General features: G+C 32.1%; 17 protein-coding genes. 6 read left to right on the top strand and 11 right to left on the bottom strand.

Features of this window, described 5'->3' with window-relative positions:
- The first annotated feature begins 23 nt into the window (after nucleotides 1-23).
- Genes panD through radA form a run of 3 tightly spaced genes read left to right on the top strand, consistent with a single transcriptional unit; the run spans nucleotide 24 to nucleotide 2712 of the window.
- A complete protein-coding gene (panD, locus tag AC2GW8_RS10090) occupies nucleotides 24-374 on the top strand; it encodes an aspartate 1-decarboxylase (protein ID WP_440879752.1) in 351 nt (116 codons plus the stop codon).
- A 13-nt stretch (nucleotides 375-387) separates the two neighbouring features.
- Nucleotides 388-1326, top strand: a complete 939-nt coding sequence (locus AC2GW8_RS10085) for a lysylphosphatidylglycerol synthase transmembrane domain-containing protein (protein WP_440879751.1) — start codon at nucleotides 388-390, stop codon at nucleotides 1324-1326.
- A gap of 24 nt (nucleotides 1327-1350) precedes the next feature.
- Entirely contained in the window at nucleotides 1351-2712 is a 1362-nt protein-coding gene (gene radA, locus AC2GW8_RS10080) for a DNA repair protein RadA (protein WP_440879750.1), read from the top strand.
- A 47-nt stretch (nucleotides 2713-2759) separates the two neighbouring features.
- On the opposite strand, the gene AC2GW8_RS10075 is transcribed toward radA, so the two are convergent.
- The 11 genes from AC2GW8_RS10075 to AC2GW8_RS10025 all read right to left on the bottom strand — a co-directional run bounded on the left by AC2GW8_RS10075 (nucleotide 2760) and on the right by AC2GW8_RS10025 (nucleotide 16473).
- Entirely contained in the window at nucleotides 2760-4520 is a 1761-nt protein-coding gene (locus tag AC2GW8_RS10075) for a chloride channel protein (RefSeq protein ID WP_440879749.1), read from the bottom strand.
- 82 nt (nucleotides 4521-4602) lie between these two features.
- Nucleotides 4603-5571: an arsenosugar biosynthesis arsenite methyltransferase ArsM gene (arsM, locus tag AC2GW8_RS10070; protein WP_440879748.1), complete on the bottom strand. Its 969-nt coding sequence runs from the start codon at nucleotides 5569-5571 to the stop codon at nucleotides 4603-4605.
- 109 nt (nucleotides 5572-5680) lie between these two features.
- Entirely contained in the window at nucleotides 5681-6496 is an 816-nt protein-coding gene (locus AC2GW8_RS10065; protein ID WP_440879747.1) for a purine-nucleoside phosphorylase, read from the bottom strand.
- A 39-nt stretch (nucleotides 6497-6535) separates the two neighbouring features.
- The gene (locus AC2GW8_RS10060; RefSeq protein WP_440879746.1) at nucleotides 6536-7138 is read right to left on the bottom strand and encodes a TIGR04282 family arsenosugar biosynthesis glycosyltransferase; all 603 of its coding nucleotides are present in this window, start codon (nucleotides 7136-7138) and stop codon (nucleotides 6536-6538) included.
- A gap of 22 nt (nucleotides 7139-7160) precedes the next feature.
- A complete protein-coding gene (locus tag AC2GW8_RS10055) occupies nucleotides 7161-8042 on the bottom strand; it encodes a sterol desaturase family protein (RefSeq protein WP_440879745.1) in 882 nt (293 codons plus the stop codon).
- Between the two features lie 39 nt (nucleotides 8043-8081).
- Nucleotides 8082-8915 carry a metallophosphoesterase family protein gene (locus AC2GW8_RS10050; protein WP_440879744.1) on the bottom strand — a complete coding sequence of 278 codons (834 nt, stop codon included), beginning with the start codon at nucleotides 8913-8915 and terminating at the stop codon, nucleotides 8082-8084.
- The gene (locus AC2GW8_RS10045) at nucleotides 8891-10249 is read right to left on the bottom strand and encodes a sodium:solute symporter family transporter (protein ID WP_440879743.1); all 1359 of its coding nucleotides are present in this window, start codon (nucleotides 10247-10249) and stop codon (nucleotides 8891-8893) included. The genes AC2GW8_RS10050 and AC2GW8_RS10045 overlap by 25 nt, the downstream gene beginning before the upstream one ends.
- A 22-nt stretch (nucleotides 10250-10271) precedes the next feature.
- Entirely contained in the window at nucleotides 10272-11696 is a 1425-nt protein-coding gene (locus tag AC2GW8_RS10040; RefSeq protein ID WP_440879742.1) for a SusD/RagB family nutrient-binding outer membrane lipoprotein, read from the bottom strand.
- A gap of 12 nt (nucleotides 11697-11708) precedes the next feature.
- Nucleotides 11709-14924, bottom strand: coding sequence for a SusC/RagA family TonB-linked outer membrane protein (locus tag AC2GW8_RS10035; protein WP_440879741.1), 3216 nt, complete (start codon nucleotides 14922-14924; stop codon nucleotides 11709-11711).
- Nucleotides 14925-15086: 162 nt separating this feature from the next.
- Nucleotides 15087-15836 (bottom strand): uroporphyrinogen-III synthase, encoded by a 750-nt coding sequence (locus tag AC2GW8_RS10030; protein WP_440879740.1) that lies wholly within the window; start codon nucleotides 15834-15836, stop codon nucleotides 15087-15089.
- Between the two features lie 10 nt (nucleotides 15837-15846).
- The gene (locus AC2GW8_RS10025; RefSeq protein ID WP_440882200.1) at nucleotides 15847-16473 is read right to left on the bottom strand and encodes a DUF4271 domain-containing protein; all 627 of its coding nucleotides are present in this window, start codon (nucleotides 16471-16473) and stop codon (nucleotides 15847-15849) included.
- 199 nt (nucleotides 16474-16672) lie between these two features.
- On the opposite strand from AC2GW8_RS10025, the gene AC2GW8_RS10020 reads away from it, so the two are divergent.
- From AC2GW8_RS10020 to AC2GW8_RS10010, 3 genes are read left to right on the top strand one after another with little or no spacing between them, the layout of a single operon-like run.
- The gene (locus AC2GW8_RS10020) at nucleotides 16673-17392 is read left to right on the top strand and encodes a polyprenol monophosphomannose synthase (RefSeq protein ID WP_440879739.1); all 720 of its coding nucleotides are present in this window, start codon (nucleotides 16673-16675) and stop codon (nucleotides 17390-17392) included.
- A 1-nt stretch (nucleotide 17393) separates the two neighbouring features.
- On the top strand, nucleotides 17394-18731 hold the full coding sequence (locus AC2GW8_RS10015; RefSeq protein ID WP_440879738.1) for a dihydroorotase: 1338 nt from the start codon (nucleotides 17394-17396) through the stop codon (nucleotides 18729-18731).
- The gene (locus tag AC2GW8_RS10010; protein WP_440879737.1) at nucleotides 18728-19432 is read left to right on the top strand and encodes a DUF4296 domain-containing protein; all 705 of its coding nucleotides are present in this window, start codon (nucleotides 18728-18730) and stop codon (nucleotides 19430-19432) included. Before AC2GW8_RS10015 ends, AC2GW8_RS10010 begins: the two co-directional genes overlap by 4 nt.
- Nucleotides 19433-19472: the final 40 nt, after the last annotated feature.

Raw genomic sequence — 19472 nt, 5'->3', positions numbered from 1 at the left:
TAAAAAAGAACTATTTTTGCATTATGTTAGTACAAGTTGTGAAATCAAAAATACACCGTGTAAAAGTTACCGGTGCTGATTTAAATTATATCGGTAGTATTACCATTGATGAAGATTTGATGGATGCTGCCGGAATTATTGAAGGGGAACGCGTTCAAATCGTAAACAATAATAACGGAGAACGTTTAGAAACATATGCGATACCTGGTCCACGCGGAAGTGGAGAAATAACGCTTAATGGTGCTGCCGCTAGACGGGTTCAAAAGGGAGATGTGTTAATTCTTATTGTCTATGCTTTTATGGATTTAGAAGAAGCTAAAAATTTCAAGCCTAAATTAGTTTTTCCAAATGAATCTAATAATACGTTAACATAAATATGATTGTATTTTGAAAAAAACTTTAAAAATTATTTTACCTCTCATTTTGGGAGGTTTTTTAGTTTGGTATTCATTTACTATTGTATCACCCAAAGAGTTACTTGAGTATTTCAAAGGAGCCAATTATTATTGGGTTTCACTTGGATTACTTTTTGGTATACTAAGCCATATTTCGCGTGCTTATCGTTGGAAATTTTTATTAGAGCCCATTGGATTTAAACCTAGCTTTTTTAATAGTACTATGGCTGTTTTAGTCGCTTATCTTATGAATATTTTTTTACCGCGAGCAGGAGAGGTCTCCAGAGCCGCAGTAATGTCAAACTATGAGAAGATTCCTTTTGAAAAAGGATTTGGTACTATCGTTGCTGAACGAATTGCCGACTTGATCATGCTAATAATCGTAATTTGTATTGCCCTTTTTGTTCAATTCGACTTTATTTATAATCTTTTGACAAAAAACTTTTCTTTAGGTAAAATTATTCTTCTTATCGTTATTTTAATCGGAAGTTTTTTAATGTTTTTTAAATATGTGAGGAAGGCAAACAAAGGAGTTGGCTTGAGAATTAAAGAGTTTATTACAAGTCTTTCGGAAGGTGTTACTAGTATTTTTAAGATGAAAAATAAATGGGCCTTTATTTTCCATACAGCCTTTATTTGGATTATGTATATCGCTATGTTTTGGGCAACAGTTCCATCTATTGAAAATCTTAGTATTCCTTTTGGAGCAGTTCTCGTAGGCTTTATTGCAGGAGCATTTAGTATTGCGGCTACAAATGGGGGAATTGGTTTGTATCCTATTGCTGTGGCAGGAGCGTTTAGCTTGTTCAACATTTCTGAAGAGCCTGCTATTGCCTTTGGAAGTGTGATGTGGGCATCACAAACATTAATGATAATTATTTTCGGAGGATTAGCTTTTTTACTATTACCAATTTATAACAAAAACAAATAATATTTTATTCAGCTCATTCATAAAATGGCAAAAACTAAAACTACTTTTTTCTGTCAAAACTGCGGGACTCAACATGCACAATGGGTAGGTCAGTGCAATAATTGCAAAGAATGGAATACAATTGTTGAAGAAATTATTCAGAAAGAAGAAAAAAGAAACTGGAAAGTATCGTCTAATAAGGAGAAAAAAACTTCAAAACCATTAAAGGTAGAAGAAATAAGTTTAAATCCTGAAGAAAGAATTCTTTGCCACAATAACGAATTAGATAATGTATTAGGAGGAGGTATTGTTAAAGGAGCTGTCGTATTACTTGGTGGAGAACCAGGAATTGGAAAATCAACTTTGTTGCTTCAAGTTGCTTTGCACATCCCTCAAAAGGTATTGTATGTTTCTGGGGAAGAGAGTCAATCTCAGATTAAGATGAGAGCGGAAAGGTTAGACGCAAGTACTTCAAACTGTCTTATTTTAACCGAAACAAATACGCAACAAATATTTAAAAATATTGAAGAAGTACAGCCTGATGTATTGGTTATTGATTCAATACAAACATTACATACAAATAGCATAGAAGCCTCACCTGGAAGCATTTCTCAAATACGTGAAACTTCTGCAGAACTAATAAAATTTGCAAAAGAAACCGCTACTCCAGTTATACTGATAGGTCATATTAACAAAGAAGGGCATATTGCGGGACCTAAGATTTTGGAACATATGGTAGACGTTGTACTACAATTTGAAGGAGATAGAAACCATACCTACCGAATATTACGTTCTCAAAAAAACAGATTTGGATCAACATCAGAATTAGGAATTTACGAAATGTTATCAAATGGATTACGTGAAGTATCAAATCCCTCTGAAATTTTAATTTCCAAAAAAGATGCTGATTTAAGTGGCACTGCTATTGCTTCAACGTTAGAAGGAGCACGTCCTCTTATGATTGAGATACAAGCACTTGTAAGCACAGCTGTTTACGGAACTCCACAAAGAACAACCACTGGTTACAATTTAAAACGCCTTCATATGATTTTAGCAGTTCTTGAAAAAAGAGCGGGATTTAAATTAGGAGCCAAAGATGTATTTTTAAACATAACTGGAGGAATTCAAGTTGATGATCCAGCAATAGATTTAGCCGTTGTTGCTGCAATTCTATCTTCAAATCAAGATTTAGCAATAAATCCTGATGTTTGTTTTGCTGCCGAAGTTGGTTTAGCTGGAGAGATAAGACCTATTTCGAGAATAGAGCAACGTATTGTAGAAGCTGAAAAATTGGGATATAAAACTTTTGTAGCCTCAAAATACAACAAAATAACTATCAAGAACAACTCAATAAAGCTACTTTTAGTAAGTAAAATAGAAGAAGCTTTTGCTACCTTATTTACTTAGTTTAATTTTTCCCTATCAAGAATACTTAAATTATTTTAACATAATTACTAGCTAGTAAGTTCTATCAATTTTGTTCTATACGCAGACAGTAATTTGGATTTTGAAATAAACCCAATATATCTTTTGTTTTTAATAACAGGTAAGTTCCAAGCACCACTTTCCTTGAATTTTTTCATTACGATTTCAATTGAATCATCATAAAAAATAATATTGGGAGCGCTTTTCATTAGTGTGTGGACACCAACTTTGTCATATAAATCTTGGTCAAACATAAGTGATCTTATATCATCAAGCAAAACAATTCCTAAAAATCTATTTTCATTATCTACTACAGGAAATATATTTCGTGATGATTTTGCTACGACCCCTCTTAACATTTCTCCAAGATTCATTTCTGGATAAACCGTTTTAAAATTAGTTTCTATAAGATTATTAATACGCATCATCATCATCACATTTTTGTCTTTATTATGGGTTATCAACTCTCCTTTCCGAGCCAATTCAACAGTATAAATTGAGTTTGAAATAAAGTACTTTGTAAACGCATAAGATATAGCTACTACTAGCATTAATGGCACAAATAAATCGTATCCTCCTGTAATCTCTGCAATTAAAAATATAGCCGTTAAAGGCGCGTGTAACACACCTGCCATTAAACCACTCATTCCTATTAAAGTAAAATTACTTTCTGAAACAGCTCCTCCAATCTGGTTTATAATTTTTGCGAAAACATTTCCAAGAGCACTTCCCATTACTAAAGTAGGGATAAATATACCCCCAACGCCTCCAGCGGCAAAAGTTGTTGTCATGGCAATTGCTTTGAAAATTGTTATTAACAATAAAAAAACAACAACCATCCAAACGTTATTAAAATCTACCGAATAATGAATCGCCTCAAGGGCTTTCTGAGCATTCCCCTCCAATAAATTATTTATAATGTCGTAACCTTCACCATACAATGGAGGAATAAAATAAAGCATAATTCCAATAGCAATAGCTCCCAAAACAAGTCTATGTAAAGGATTTTTAAAAAGATTAAAAAATCGTGTAATTTTAAAATACATTTTAGAAAAGTATACCGAAGCTATACCAGTTCCAACACCTAATAATATATAGAAAAGAACATCCTTCACAAGAAACTCGTCCTGAAGTTTAAAACCGAGTAAAATATCCTTTCCCAAGAAAAAATACGATGTTATTACTGCTGAAACTGATGCTAATAAGAGTGGAACTAAAGAAGCAAAAGCAAGATCTAAACTAAATATCTCTATCGCAAAAATAATAGCCGCGACAGGAGCTTTAAACATTGACGACATTGCTCCTGCTGTTGCACAGCCAATTAAGATCATTCTTGTCTTAGTATTCATGTGAAATATTTGTGCTATAACTGAACCAAGGGCAGCTCCTGTGCTAACTGCAGGTCCTTGTAAACCTGCAGATCCCCCAAATCCAACTGTAATAGGAGCTGTAATAAGAGAAGCGTAAATCTTATATTTTTCTATAATTCCACTCCTTTGTGAAATAGCATGTAATGTTGTAGAAATGCCGTGATTAATATCTTTTCTTATAATTCTTTTCTTCAAATAGTAAACAATAATTAATCCAATAATAGGAAAAATGAAATATAATGAATGATGTAGATCTTTAATAAATCTCCCTTCTAAAATAGAATGAAAGAAAAATGTCAGATTTTTTAAAATCACAGTTCCTAATCCAGAAAGAAATCCTACTAAAATACTAAGTAAGTAAACAAACTGTCTTTCAGAAATATTTTTATATCTCCAAATTAGAACCTTCTTAAATATCATTTTTGTTTTAGGCATTTCTAATAGTCAATTAAATAAAAAACACTATTGAGAAGACAAAAACACCTTATTACCTCAAAATTAATTAACAACAACCGCCTCCATCATAGTGAAATGTAGACTCACTGATAAAAATATCGTTTCTTCTCAATTCTGCTAACAACTTAGCTGTTTTATCACAAACAGCTAACGGTTGATTTTTTAATAAAGTATGTCCTTTTCCATCGTCAAAGTACTCTTCTTCTCCAAAGTAAATAGCGGCTTTACCGGTAAATACACATGGTCCATCTTTTGGCATCGGATCTTTTATAGCTGCTACTTCTATGGACTCAATATATATTAATTCATCTGTAGGGTAATTCTTTGGATCCAAAATCCGATATGGTTTTCTAGCTCTTATTTCAATAGTTCCAAAACCTGCATCTGTTAACATCTTTACATATTCATTAATTGGTAGACTTCCGCTCAAGCATAAGGCACGAAGCCGCTCGTCACTTCTTAAGGTATCGTTCATAACTTGCTCGCAAGTTGGATCACTCATTACCAAACGTCCATGCGATTTTAAAACACGATACATTTCTGAAATAGCCTTTTTCAGGTCCTCTTCTTTAAAAATATTAAATAAGCAATTTTGTGCAGCAACATCAATCGAATTATCTTCAACAGGAAGGTTTAAAGCATCTCCTTTACGTAAATCAACAAATTCACTTTTAAACCAGTCATTTTTTACTTCAGCTTCTTTAAAGTTCGTTTTTGAAGCTTCTAACATTTCTTCAACAACATCAACACCTATAACCCCTTTTTGTTGTCGAGAAAAATAAGAAAACTGCAATAACTCCATACCTCCACCTACGCCAACGTATAGTATCTTTGGATTATTAGTCAAATCTCTTGCATGCACTGTTGAACCACAACCGTAGTTCATTTCTTGCATTATTTTTGGAATTTTCAGTCCTGGCAGTTCCCAAATTGGATTGGTAGTACAACAGAGCCCCACATCTGGTGATAAGGCCGCCTCTTTATATAGATTTTTAGTGGTTTCTAAATAGCTCATATAGTTTATTTAATGTATTCGTGAAATTCTTTTTTATTAAAATAAGATATTATTAAACAGCTTTCATTATTTTCTATCTGTATTTTTTCTATTTACATAGATACTCACTTTATAATTCTTTTAACAACTCTTTAAAAAGTGTTATCATTTTAGGCTCTGCCTTTCCTGCCACTTCAATTATTTCTGGAATATCAACTGGTTTTAAATTTTCCGGATCACACTCGTCTGTCAAAACAGAAATAGCTGCGCAAGGAAGTTTTAAATGTTTTGCTACGATTACCTCTGGAACCGTACTCATTCCAACAGCATCTACTTTTAAAATTTGTAGCATTCTATATTCCGCTCTCGTCTCCAACTGCGGACCAATTACACTGGCATATACTCCTTCCCTAAGATTTATCTCCTTTTTATTAGCTATAAGTTTAAGCTTATTATTCATTGTTTTTGAATATGGCTCCAACATATCGGCAAATACATCTCCAAATTCTCCTACCCCTTTAAAAGCTAAAGGCGAAGCACCTTGTAAATTCAAATGATCTTCAATAAGCATTAAATCGCCCTTCTTGTAATTTAGATTTACTGCCCCAGCAGCGTTTGAAATCAACAAATTATCAATACCTAATTCGTGCATGGTTCTTATACCATAGGTAATTTCCCACAAGCTGTATCCTTCATATAAGTGAAAACGCCCAGACATAACAATTACCTTTTTACCAGATAAAGTTCCATAAATTAATTTACCTGAATGGAATTCTACTGTGGCTTTTGGAAAATGTGGTATCTCGACGTACGGAATTTCCTTTTCAATAGTAATTTCATTTACTAACTTACCTAATCCAGTCCCCAAAACAATTCCTATCTCGGGCTTTTTAACTCCATTTTTAAATAGATATGCTTTGGTCTCTTCTAATTGCTCTCTTTTCAATTTTTATATGTTTTAAGTATAGTTAAAATTAGTACGTGTCTATTTATAAAATTGATCAAATATCGAATTATATTGAATATCTTCGAAAACATCAATATCATTTAGCGTAGGGAGTAAATGTACCGAAAGATCTTGTAAATCTTTTAAAGTATCTTTCCTTACTGTTTCTGTTCCCCATTTCTTATTTCTAAAAATTCTCGGAATCATTCTTTTTAAACCCAAGAGATAATAGCCCCCATCTTCGGCTGGACCAATAACTACCTCTGTTTTGTCTAAACTGTCAAAGGCTTCATTTATATGGCTTAACTCTAAGTCATATAAATCACTGCCTACAATCACTATTTTAGTATAGCTGTTTTCAAAGCCTTCTTCAAATGCTTTTAGCATGCGTTCTCCCAAATCATTTCCATTCTGAACATATTTTGTGAATTTTGGACCAGCCCAAATATCATTCTCTTTAATTTTCTCAGAATAATATACAGCGATATCGAAAGCTCCTTTTTCAATAACTTCCTTTGTATGGTTTAATAAGAACTCATAAATGTTTAAAGCAGCAGCATCTCCAATAGATTTTGCTAGGCGAGTTTTTACTTTACCAATTTCAGGATTACGTGTAAATGTTAACAGTAAGTTTTTTGACATATTTATTTTTTAAAAGTATCCATTATTTCCTAAATGGGTAAAGCTCTTGACCTATAAAATCTTTTGGAAATTTTTCATCCTCTTTAAATCCAATTTCTATGTCTCTACCATCATATGGAATGTAATTTGTCTTAAAAATATAATCCCATATACTTAAAGTAATTCCATAATTAACACCATTTTTTCTTTCAGGGGGAAGTTCTTTAGCATGATGCCAAATGTGCATTTTAGGATTGTTAAAAACATACTTTAAAAGACCATAATCTAAATTAATATTAGCGTGATTTAAATGACCTATACTAATATTAAAGAAATGAACAATAGCAACATCCTGAATAGTAAAACCTCCCATAATCGCTAAAACAATATATTTCAATGAATTATACAGAACAGGCTCCATCCAATGATAACGTAAATGGGCCGCAAAACCCATTTGCTTTACTGAGTGATGCACTTTGTGGAAGTTCCAAAGAAATTCATAACGATGAAGCAGAATATGCGTAAACCACTGAATAAAATCTAATGAAATAAAAAACACCAATAATTTTAATACATACGGAAAACTATTGACTTCAAATAATTGAAAGCTAGCAACGGATAAATTTACTATTTCTAAAGTATCATTTAAAAACTGCTCGGTCACGTTTGATAAAGCTATCAGAACAATTAGATTGAGTAAGAAAAAATTGAAGAACATATAAAAAGTATCTAACCAAAAGTCTTTTCTAAATATAGGTTGATTTTTACGCCATGGAAATCGTAACTCTAGAAGCCAGGTAAAAAGAGAAATGATAATTAAACCGTAAAAATAATTTTCCAATTGAACCTCAAAAAGAACTAAATCCTTTAGGTAATTCCAATATCCAGAATAGGCGTTTTTTATAAGTTCTATATATCTATTCATTTCGCACTCGTCTTCTCTATAAAAGTAATGAATTAATTATTAGTAAATCAATTTGTTCAAAGGTCGTCCTTTCCATAGTCGTTCTTTTAATGGTAAAATTTCCATATTATCCCAAAAACCAGTAATTAAAGTTTTGGCGTACTCTTTGGGAAGATGGTTTTTTATCATCAATCCATTGGCTCTTGAATGATCATATTCTAATGTTTTAAATTTAAAAGAAAAACCATCAGAATCATCAAGAATCATATACCAAACATAAGGAGTGCCGTCGTTAGCAGGCATACCAATAACACCTGGATTTAGCCAAAGCTTATCCTGATAGTTATCTACAAAAGGAAGTCCACAGTGTCCAGCAATAATCACATCACTTTCGGTTGAGATAAATGAAGGCTTTTTATACTTCCAAGGAGTTGATTTAAAAATAAAATCAGAAATTTGTTTGTAACTTCCATGTACTATCGTTAATCTTTTTTCCGCATATTCAAAACTTATATGATCTGGTAGATTTTTCATCCAATTGATAGATACTTCAGAAAGCAGAGATTGAGCGTATGGATACCAGAGCTTTGAAAGGTTATCGCAACGCGATCCTGTTGTAAAATCGCATCCACAATCTTCATCACCATTCCTTAACTGTAATTCTACATTTCCAATAATACTGTGTGCTCCCCAATTGATAAATCTCTGAACGGTCTCTTCTGGCTGAGCACAATAGCCGACAATATCCCCTGTGCAAAAACAATATTCTGATGAAATACCTTCTTTATTTGCAATACTTATAAGCGCTTCTAAAGCCTGTAAATTGCTGTATACCCCACCAAATAAAATTACTTTTCCTGTTAATGAACCTAGTTGAATGTTTTTTTTATCCATATGGGTAATAAATATAAAATGAAACAAATAAAACTTCCCCAAATATTAATCCATAACAAATCTGCATATTTTCCAGTTGTTAAAATTAAAGATGATGGAAAAGTTTTAAAAACCAATAGAAAGCCGAAGGTAATCCCAGCAAAAACAGATGCGTAAAAACTAATTTTTGGTGTTTTCATTTTCCAAAGAATAAAAACAGGAGCCAGACCAATAACCATAGTTCCACTAATCGTCGTAGCAGATAGAATAGAAGCATCTAAAAATACCGGTATCGTTCCTACAATAGCGATTCCTATCATAACAAGTCTACCAAAAGATAATGTAGGTTTTATATTTAAATCTATAGCTAGTAGCTTTGAGGCCGACGCAAAAGTAGAGTCCAATGTTGAAGCGGCTGAACTAATCATAATAAAATTGATAACTAATAAAAATACAGTACCAAATAATCTGCTAACAACTAACGTAGGCTGACCTACACTACCATTAGCTTTTGCAAAAACTCCAATAAAACTGAATAAAAGAATACAAAAAAAACCGACTATTGCTGCCCATAGAAAACTCTTTAATGTAGTTTTTGGATTACTTAAAAACCCACGATCTGTTAAAACAGGATCATGAAAAGGATAACTAAACGACTGAATTAAAGCGGTAAAAATTAAATTTCCTCCCAAAGCCATACTCCACTCACTTGACCAATAGATATCCGAAAGACTAAAGTTCTTATAAGAAAAAATCTTCCCTAAAATAAATATCAATAGAATAGCAAAAAATAGCATTTGAATAGCATCTGTAAAGATACTACTACTGAGCCCTCCTTTTAAAGCATAAAACAAAGTAAGTCCTGTAAAAACAACAATAGAACAATAGTAAGAACTACTACCAATACTGCCAAAATAAGCTCCTATAACCATGGTATTTGACCACACTTCATTAAAAAGTCGAATCAAAATTAAAAAAGAGAAAATAAGAATAGCTGTATGACCAAATTTCACTTTTAAAAAATCGTGTATACTTTCAAAATTCCCTTTTGTTCTTATTTGATAAATAACAACTCCTGCAACTACAAATGAAAAATAATACATTGCATAGGCCACACCACCAGCTACGCCAAATTGTTGTCCAAGGTTTGCTGCATTCGTAATACTTTTAGCGAAAATCCATGATATTACTAGGCTGCCCATTAATAACATAGTGTTTGGAGCTCTATTTTTTTGAGTCGCCTTAAAGAATACTTTTTTTGTTTTTGCTAGTGGAGAAAAGAATATAAAGGCTAAACTTGATATTAAGAGTATCCCCCATTGCCCTATTTCAATATGTTCGTCTATTGTTTCCAACACAAATTTTAAAATTTAATTATCATCTGGCCCACCAAACTTTAGCATTTATGCTATTGTTATCAGTTACCTCTGCTGCAATAGCATAATTTGTACTATTCAATGTTTTCTCTTCCGCAGGATAAGGCATTCTTAAAGGAATTAAACCGTTATTTAAACTCGCAGAAACGGGTTTTAGTTTTGGAAACCCTGTTCTTCTATATTCAATCCATCCTTCATAACCATTTATAAAGTTAGCAATCCATTTCTGTGTAATAATTTGTTCTAAAGCAATATCAGCGCGGTAAGCCGCTACCTCTGTTAAGTAGTCATCAGGTAAACTCACCCCCCAATAATCAAAAGCACTTTTAACTGCTGTATTATAAAGTAACCCAGCGTCATCAATTATCAATCCTTTTAAAGCCGCCTCTGCTAATAAAAATTTAGTTTCCCAATGCGTCATATAATTTATTTTCAATTTTCCTGTTTCTTCTCTAAAAATGGTGCCAGCCAATGAATAATCACCAAGAGAAATAGTTGTTTGTGAGGCATCTATTCCGTTAATTAAACCATTGTATTCATTGGTAGAGTTACCAAAAGGACGAAACAATATTTTTATTCTAGGATCATTTAAGTTTACTAAAACATCTTCTAAGGTTTCTGAAAGCACAAAGTTGTTGAAATCTCCTGCACGTAAGCGAGCCATTCTAAAGTTATTTGGTTCACCATCTGTAAATTGGAAAATTGCATTTTCATTATTAGTAGAAATATAATTTCCGTCAGAAACTATTGCTTGTAAAGTTGAAGAAACATCTTGTTTAGAAGAAATTCTTAACAAAGCCTTTATTAGAAGAGAGTTTGCAAATTTAACCCAATTTAAAAGATTTCCGTTATATAAAACATCACCCTCAAGAGGTAAGTTTCCAGCATAATTTTCTATGGCTATAATTCCTTTTCGCAAGTTATCCAGTATACCTCCTTCATCTAAATAAATACTTTGCTGTTTATCGTATTTAGGAGTTATTGTTTGTTGATTCCCAGAAAACGCTTCACTATAAGGAACATCGCCAAAAAGATCCGTTAAAGCCATGGTCATATAAGCTTTAAAAATTAAAGCAGGTCCTTCGTAAACTGAAAATATAGATTCCTGCTGTGCCTTATTTAAAATAATCTCATTATCACGCAAATTGGTATAGAAAATCGCCCATGGATTTCCTCCAAGTTGCGGTGATTTCAAGGCATGTCGATCAAATAAATTAAAATCTAGTGCGGTAAGTTGTTGGCTTAATAAGTTTCCAGCAACAAAACCTTCGTACGACATAGCTTCTCCGTAATTGTAAATCACCTTTCTGAATAACAAACTTGGGACTACATCTACTGGAAAATTTGGATTTGTATTAGTCTCTCGGAAATCTTTAGTACACCCGAAACTAGTCAAGATGATAAGAATATATATAAAACGTTTCATTTTTTAATAAGATTAGAAGTTAACACCAAGTTTAAAACCAAAACTTCTGGAAGAAGCATAAGACATGTCTTCAACACCTCCAACAATACCTTCTCCTTGAACAGCAATTTGTTCTGGATCAAAATGAGGAATATCGCTAATAGCAAATAGGTTTCTTCCAATGAGAGATAGGTTTACCTTCGCTCCATTTTTTACAAAGTCAAATGCATTGTTTTTCAAATGGAATGTATATCCTAAAGAAAACTGACGAAGCTTTAAAAATGAAGCATTATATACATTGTTTTCTTCATGATTTCTATCATAAAACTGACGATAATAACTTTCAGGAGTTACCGCTGTAGTATTAGGAGTGTATACTGGATTTTGAGCGGTTCCTGTATTCACAACACCCTGAGCAACAATACCCGCTTCAGGTCTGTAAGCAGTCTCTTCTAGTTGACCACCAACACCGGCAAGGGATAAAGTTCTTGAAACCAACTCTCCTCCTTGACGCCAGTCAAATAAGAAGCTTAGATTCCAGTTTTTATAGCTGAATTCGTTATTAAAACCAAGAGTGAAGTCGGGATTGTAGTTTCCTAGTTTTTTTAATGTTGGATCAGCGATAAATCTTCCCTCGGGAGTCAAAATAAAGTCTCCGTTTTCATTTTTTAAATATCCCGTACCATAAAAATCTCCAATTCTTCCACCTTCTTCTACTTGAAACCAAACTGTTTGATCAGGATTATTATATACCCTCGAATAAGCTAAAGTCACTCTTCCATTATTTTGAGGTAAAGATTCAATCGTAGAAACATTTCGACTGAAGTTTAAGGAAGTATTCCACTTAAAACTTTTGTTATTAATAAGAGTACTGTTCAATACAATTTCAATCCCTTCTGATCGCACCTTACCTCCATTCACAACTTGTTCGTTAAAACCAGATGATATTGGGATCGGTAGCGATAAAATTTGATCCTTAGTCAAATCATTATAATAGGTTACATCAAAGTTTAATCTATCGTTAAAAAAACGTAGATCTGTTCCTATTTCAAAAGAAGTTGTTTTCTCAGGTCTTAAGTTCGGATCCGGAATAAAATTCTGACTCGTAAAACTTGGTTGAGAATTTACATTTGCTGTTGGAAGGAACGTTCTTGAGGTTTGATAAGGATTTGTATCGTTTCCTACTTGAGCAATACTAGCTCTTAACTTTGCAAATGATATTGCATTCGGAAGTTGCAATAGATTGCTAACAATTAAACTCGTTGAAGCTGAAGGATAGAAGAAAGAGGTATTCTCTGCTGAAAAGGGAGTGGCTAAAGCACTTGACCAATCGTTTCTACCAGTAATGTCAATAAATAGGGTATTCTTATATCCAACTTTTAACAATCCGTATAAGCTATTGATTCTTTTCTCAGAAGAGAAATCAAAGGTTTCAATAGGGGAAGCAGCATTGTTAAAACTGAAAATTTCAGGTTGTGCTAGTTGTGTTGTTTGTGTTTGCTTTGTTGTGGCTTTCTGACGAAGTTGATTTCCCCCTAAAGAAATATCAACATCAAAATCAGTTATTTTCTTAGTATAGTTCAGTAAGAAGTCTGTGTTGATTTCTCGATAACTTACATCGTGTTCTGCATAAGCACCGTTTCTAAATCGGTTGGTACTAAAGTTCCTTAAAAACCTTCTTCTTTCTGTTGAGTAATCCATTCCTGTTCTCAACGTTGCAGATAAATCTTTTGTAATTTGTTGCTTTAAAGATACATTTCCGAAAATACGATCTCGGTTGAATTCATTTCGGTTTTCATGTAAAATAAAGTAAGGGTTGTCAAAGAAAGTATAATTGAATGAATATTGTTGTCTTCCTTCCAATCCAGGTTGCCAATAATTTCTCAGGTTATCAATATTTAAAGACCTCGGTCCCCAAGCAACTAGTGAATAATTTACATTTTCGGAGCCATATCCATTCGAAGGCCTATTATCACTAGTACTATTTACATAATTGATATGGGCTGAAACTGTTATTTTATCTGATGGAAGAAATTGAAGATTGGTTGTAATAGTCTTACGCTTTAAATTCACTCCAGGTATAATAGATTCACTATTTAAATCTGTAAAGGAAAGTCGATAATTTCCTTTCTCAAATCCAGAACCGATAGCAATATTATTAATGGTAGTTATTCCTGTCCTATAGAAGTTTTTAAGATTATCTGGATTAGAAACAAAAGCAGTCGGTGTAATTGGTAAGCCACTATAAAGTGAAGTGTCTCCACCTCTTACAATTGTTCCATCGGGTAAGTTAACAGGACTGTCAAACTGAGGAATTTTAGTACCTTGGTTTAACCTTGGTCCCCAGCTATAAGTAATATTGTCGTTAATTCCTGCACCTAACCCATCAACAAATTCAAAATTACCTGAGTTACCTTGTCCATATAAATTTTGAAACTGTGGCAACTTAAAAGCCGTATCGATAAATAAAGAAGAATTTAGATTCACTGAAAATTTATCTTTAGCTTTTTTAGTATTGATAATAATAACACCATTCGAAGCTCTTGTCCCATATAATGCCGCGGCACTAGCACCTTTTAATACAGATACCGATTCAATATCGTCAGCATTTACTTCCATGGCCCCATTTCCAAAATCTACTTCCTGAAAACCAGTAGCGGCTTCATTGGTGGAATTGAAAACCGTATTGTTATTAATAGGTGTCCCATCTACAATAAATAGTGGGTTATTATTAGTAAATGATTTTTCACCTCTAATCACAATTTTCGAAGAAGATCCAACTCCAGTTGCACTTCCTGGAGTAATTGAAACTCCAGCAAGTTTACCTGTAAGATTGTCTAAAAAGTTTACGGCTTTCACTTCTGCAATATCCTTTTGTTGAATACTTTGAACTCCGTATCCCAGTTCTTTAGATACTCTTCTTTTATTTAAAGCCGTAATAACAACTTCTCTTAGTCCAGTTGTTACTTCAGATAGCGTTATGTTAATCCTATTTTTACCCAATGTTTTAATCTCTCTGGTTTGATAACCAATCGACGAAAAAACCAGGATGCTTTTTGAACTAATCACTTTTATAGAATAATTTCCATCACTATCGGTCACAGTTCCAACATTGGAGTTTTTAACAGCTACATTTATATATGGAATAGGACTCTTATCAAGTTCTGATATCACTGTTCCAGTTATTATTTGTTGTGAATAAACATAATTTATAACAAATAATAATAAACCTATTAAGATATTCTTCATTTAGAGAAAATATTTGACATAAATTTATCGACTCTTTTGTTAACACAAAAAAACCGATAAATAAAGTCGATATCAAAAATTAAACATTACAAAATAAAAATAAAAAAACCACCAAAAAAATCGGTAGCTTTTTATGATATTCAATAAAATCTAATCTTAGGATTATTTTTTTCCATTTGATGTTTTAATATATTTTTCTAACGCCATTGTCATAGAGGGAGTTTCTGGTGCCGGAGCAGCAATATCTACTCTTAAACCTCTATCTTCTACAGCTTTTTTGGTAGAATTTCCGAAAACAGCAATTCGAGTATCGTTTTGTTTGAAATTTGGAAAATTCTTATACAAACTTTCAATTCCTGAGGGACTAAAAAACACTAAAATGTCATAAAAAACATTTTCTAAATCTGATAAATCACTAACAACAGTTCTATATAAGTCTGCTCGCGTCCAATTAACAGCCAACTTATTTAACTCATTAGGGATAAGGTCTTTTAATTTATCTGAAGAAGGTAATAAGAATTTTTCATCCTTATGCTTTTTAATTAATTTAATTAATTCGGGAAATGTTCTCGTTCCCACATAAATTTTACGTTTTCTATAAACAACGTATTTCTGCAAGTAATATGCAACAGCTTCAGACTGACAAAAATATTTCATATCATCTGGGACGGTAAAACGCATTTCTTCTGCAATTCTAAAGAAGTGATCAACTGCATTCCTACTCGTTAATATGATAGCTGTGTAGTTGTTCAAATCAATCTTTTGTGCTCTAACTTCCTTTACAGGAACACCTTCAACATGAATAAAAGAGCGGAAGTCTACTTTAATTTTAAGCTTATCTGCTAAGTCAAAATAAGGAGAAGTTTCTGTTTTGGGGGCTGGCTGGGATACTAAAATAGTTTTCACTTTCATAAATTTCTCTTTACGTAGTTGTTGTTTTATAAAGAATCAATAGCGGTGCTATTTCAAGTGTGCAAAAGTACAAAATAAAATAAAACAACTTACCTAGAATAAGTCTTTTATTGTTAAACAATATTAACAGGAATCTAAAAAGTATCAAAATAGTTAAAATCATGATTAAAAAATAATTGGTCTTGATAGCAAACTCATTCACAACAACAACAGGATAAATAAGCAGACAAATTGTGGATAGATAACTGTATTTCAATTGCAAGAAATAGTTAACCTCCTCCTTTATATCTAAAACACTTGCTAGAAAAACATCCGTAAAATATTTAAAAATCAAAAAACAAAAAACCACAGAAAAAATTTTTAAAAAAAAATAAAAACCAATATTACTGGATAGATGATTTACAAATAGTGAATATATTATAAGAGAGAATATAATAGTACTAAACAAAAAAAGTGTTAGTTTAAAAGGAGAGAAAACACTGATAAATTCACTTTCCTTTTGTTTAAAAAAACCAGGATTAAAAAACGCAATACAATAACCCGCCAAATACTTGGGTTTCAGTAGCTTTAAAAAAGCTAAAAGAATAAAGGAAAATAAAAGTACTAGTATAATCCAATTTTCTTTCTCACTATTCAATTCAATTGCTTGCAAAAAAAAAAATTAAAACAAAAATACATGATTTTACTAAGTATTCATATGGCGAACCAAAATTAAGCAAAGAAACACATAAAAAATATTAAATAAAATATATTCAATTTTAAAAAATTAGTTTTTTTATCAGGAAAAACTAGCAACAAATTAATGTATATTTGTACTTATTTCATAAAAAAATCTGATGTCAGATACAATTGTTATTATTCCCACTTACAATGAAAGAGAAAATATTGAACCTATAATAAGGGCAACTTTTAGTCAAGAAAAAAAATTTCACATTTTAGTTGTTGATGATAATTCTCCAGACGGAACTGCAGCCATTGTGAGAAAGTTGCAAGAGGAATATGAAGGACAATTGTTTTTAGAAGAAAGAGCCGGTAAAAATGGTTTAGGTACAGCTTATATTCATGGATTCAAATGGGTACTACTTAAAAAATATGATTTCGTAATAGAAATGGATGCCGATTTTTCACATGACCCTAATGACTTGGTAAAACTTTACAATTCATGCAAAAAAGAAGGAGCTGATGTATCCATTGGGTCTAGATATTCAATTGGAGTAAACATAGTAAACTGGCCAATGGACAGAGTACTTTTATCATATTTCGCATCAAAATATGTGCGTTTTATAACGGGGATACCAATACACGATACAACTGCAGGTTTTGTGTGCTGGAAACGGAAAGTTATTGAAACTATAAACTTGGACAAGGTAAAATTTGTTGGATATGCTTTTCAAATTGAAATGAAATACAAAGCCTGGAAACACAAATTTAAAATAAACGAAGTTTCTGTTATATTTACTGATAGAACTAAAGGAGAATCTAAAATGAGCGGTAGCATATTTTTCGAAGCTTTTTTGGGTGTTATAAAGATGAGATTAACCGGATTACCTAAATAATATGAAATCATACCTGATAAAAAAAGCAAAAATTGTAAACGAAAATAAAACCTTTGTTGGTGATGTTTTAATTGAAGGTGCTTATATAAAACAAATAGCTGAAAATATTGAATTTAATGACGCTATCATTATTGATGCATCAGGAAAATATTTAATTCCTGGAATGATCGATGATCAGGTACATTTCCGTGAACCCGGACTAACACATAAAGCAAACATCGGAACAGAAAGTAAAGCAGCTGTTGCTGGTGGTATTACTTCTTTTATTGAAATGCCCAATACCATTCCGCAAGCAACTACTCAAGATTTACTAGAAGATAAATTTGAAATAGCTAGTAAAACGTCTTATACTAACTATTCCTTCATGTTTGGAGGAACAAATGATAATTTAGAAGAATTATTAAAAACAGATCCTAAAAATGTGGCTGGAGTAAAGTTATTCTTAGGATCATCAACAGGGAACATGTTAGTGGATAATGAGGAAGTGCTAGAAAAAATTTTCTCATCAACAAAATTACCTATTTCGGTTCATTGCGAAGATGAAGAAACAATCCGCAAGAATACCCAAGAATTTATTGATAAATATGGTGAAGATATTCCTATTAAAAATCACCCGATAATTCGAAGTGAAGAAGCTTGTTATTTATCATCATCAAAAGCTATTGAGCTTGCTAAAAAAACAGGGGCGCGATTACATGTTTTTCATCTTTCGACAGCAAAAGAAATGGAATTATTTAGAAATGATATTCCGCTAAAAGAGAAACAAATTACAGCTGAGGTCTGTGTTCATCATTTATGGTTTTCAGATAAAGACTATGATGAAAAAGGAACGTTAATTAAATGGAACCCTGCTGTAAAAACAGAAAATGACAGGGATGCTTTATGGGAAGCACTGCTTGATGATCGCATTGATGTAATCGCAACAGATCACGCTCCTCATACGTTTGAAGAAAAAAACAATAAATACACCAAGGCTCCTAGTGGTGGCCCTCTTGTTCAACACGCCGTCATTGCTATTCTTGAAAAAGTAAAAGAAGGCGTTATACCAATTGAAAAAGCTGTTGAAAAAATGAGTCATAATCCTGCGATTCTTTTTAATATAGAAAAAAGAGGTTATATCAAGGAAGGGTACTACGCAGATATAGTCCTAATTGACCCTAATCAAAACTGGATGGTAGAAAAAAACAATCTTCTATATAAATGTGGATGGTCTCCCTTCGAAGGACAAAAGTTTTCTACTAAAATAACACATACTTTTGTCAATGGTAACCTTATATATAATGATGGTATATTTAATGATCAAGTTAAAGGTAAACGCTTAGTATTTGAAAGACAATGAAAAATATAATCTTTATTATTTTCTTAAACCTTTTGGTATCTTGTTCGAGTAATACTATCTATGAAAAACCAAACGATTTAATTCCGAAAGATACAATGGTAGCTTTTTTAACAGATATGTATATAGCATCATCCGCTAAAGAATTAAAAAACAAACTTCAAAAAAAAGAACCTAGTTATATTTTTCTAATCTACGATAAATATAAAATTGACACTACCAGATTTGATAAAAGTAATAAATACTATACCTCTAGAGTAGATGAATACTCTGAGATTTTAAAGCAGGTAAAAAATAATATTGATAGTCTTAGCACTTTATATCGTAATAAAAAAAGAGCCAGAGACTCTGTAAAGGTGGAACCTAATGATATTATAAAAACAAAAACCCCTCTCATTTCGAGACCTAAAGATACTGTAAAACCTAAGGATTTAATTCCAAAAGACACCATGATCGACATCATGAAGTATGTACAGCATTTTCAAAAAAAAATGGAAGTAAAAAAACCTAATAAGCTAATTAAAAACCGTATTTACTATTTTGATTCTATTCAGTCAAAATATAAGATTGATAGTTTAAGGCTCGATAAAAGTAGAAAATACTACATGTCTCAAAAAGATCTATTTACTGAAATGCTAAAAGAAACTAATAAAAGTAACGATAGTTTAATAGAAAAAGAGACAAAATCAAGAAAACAATTGTAATTCAATAACATATTTTATTTATACAAACCTAAAAACTTAT

Source organism: Tenacibaculum profundi, from assembly GCF_057162725.1.
Note: the sequence above shows the minus strand (reverse complement) of the source record. Positions and strands in the feature narration are given on the sequence as shown.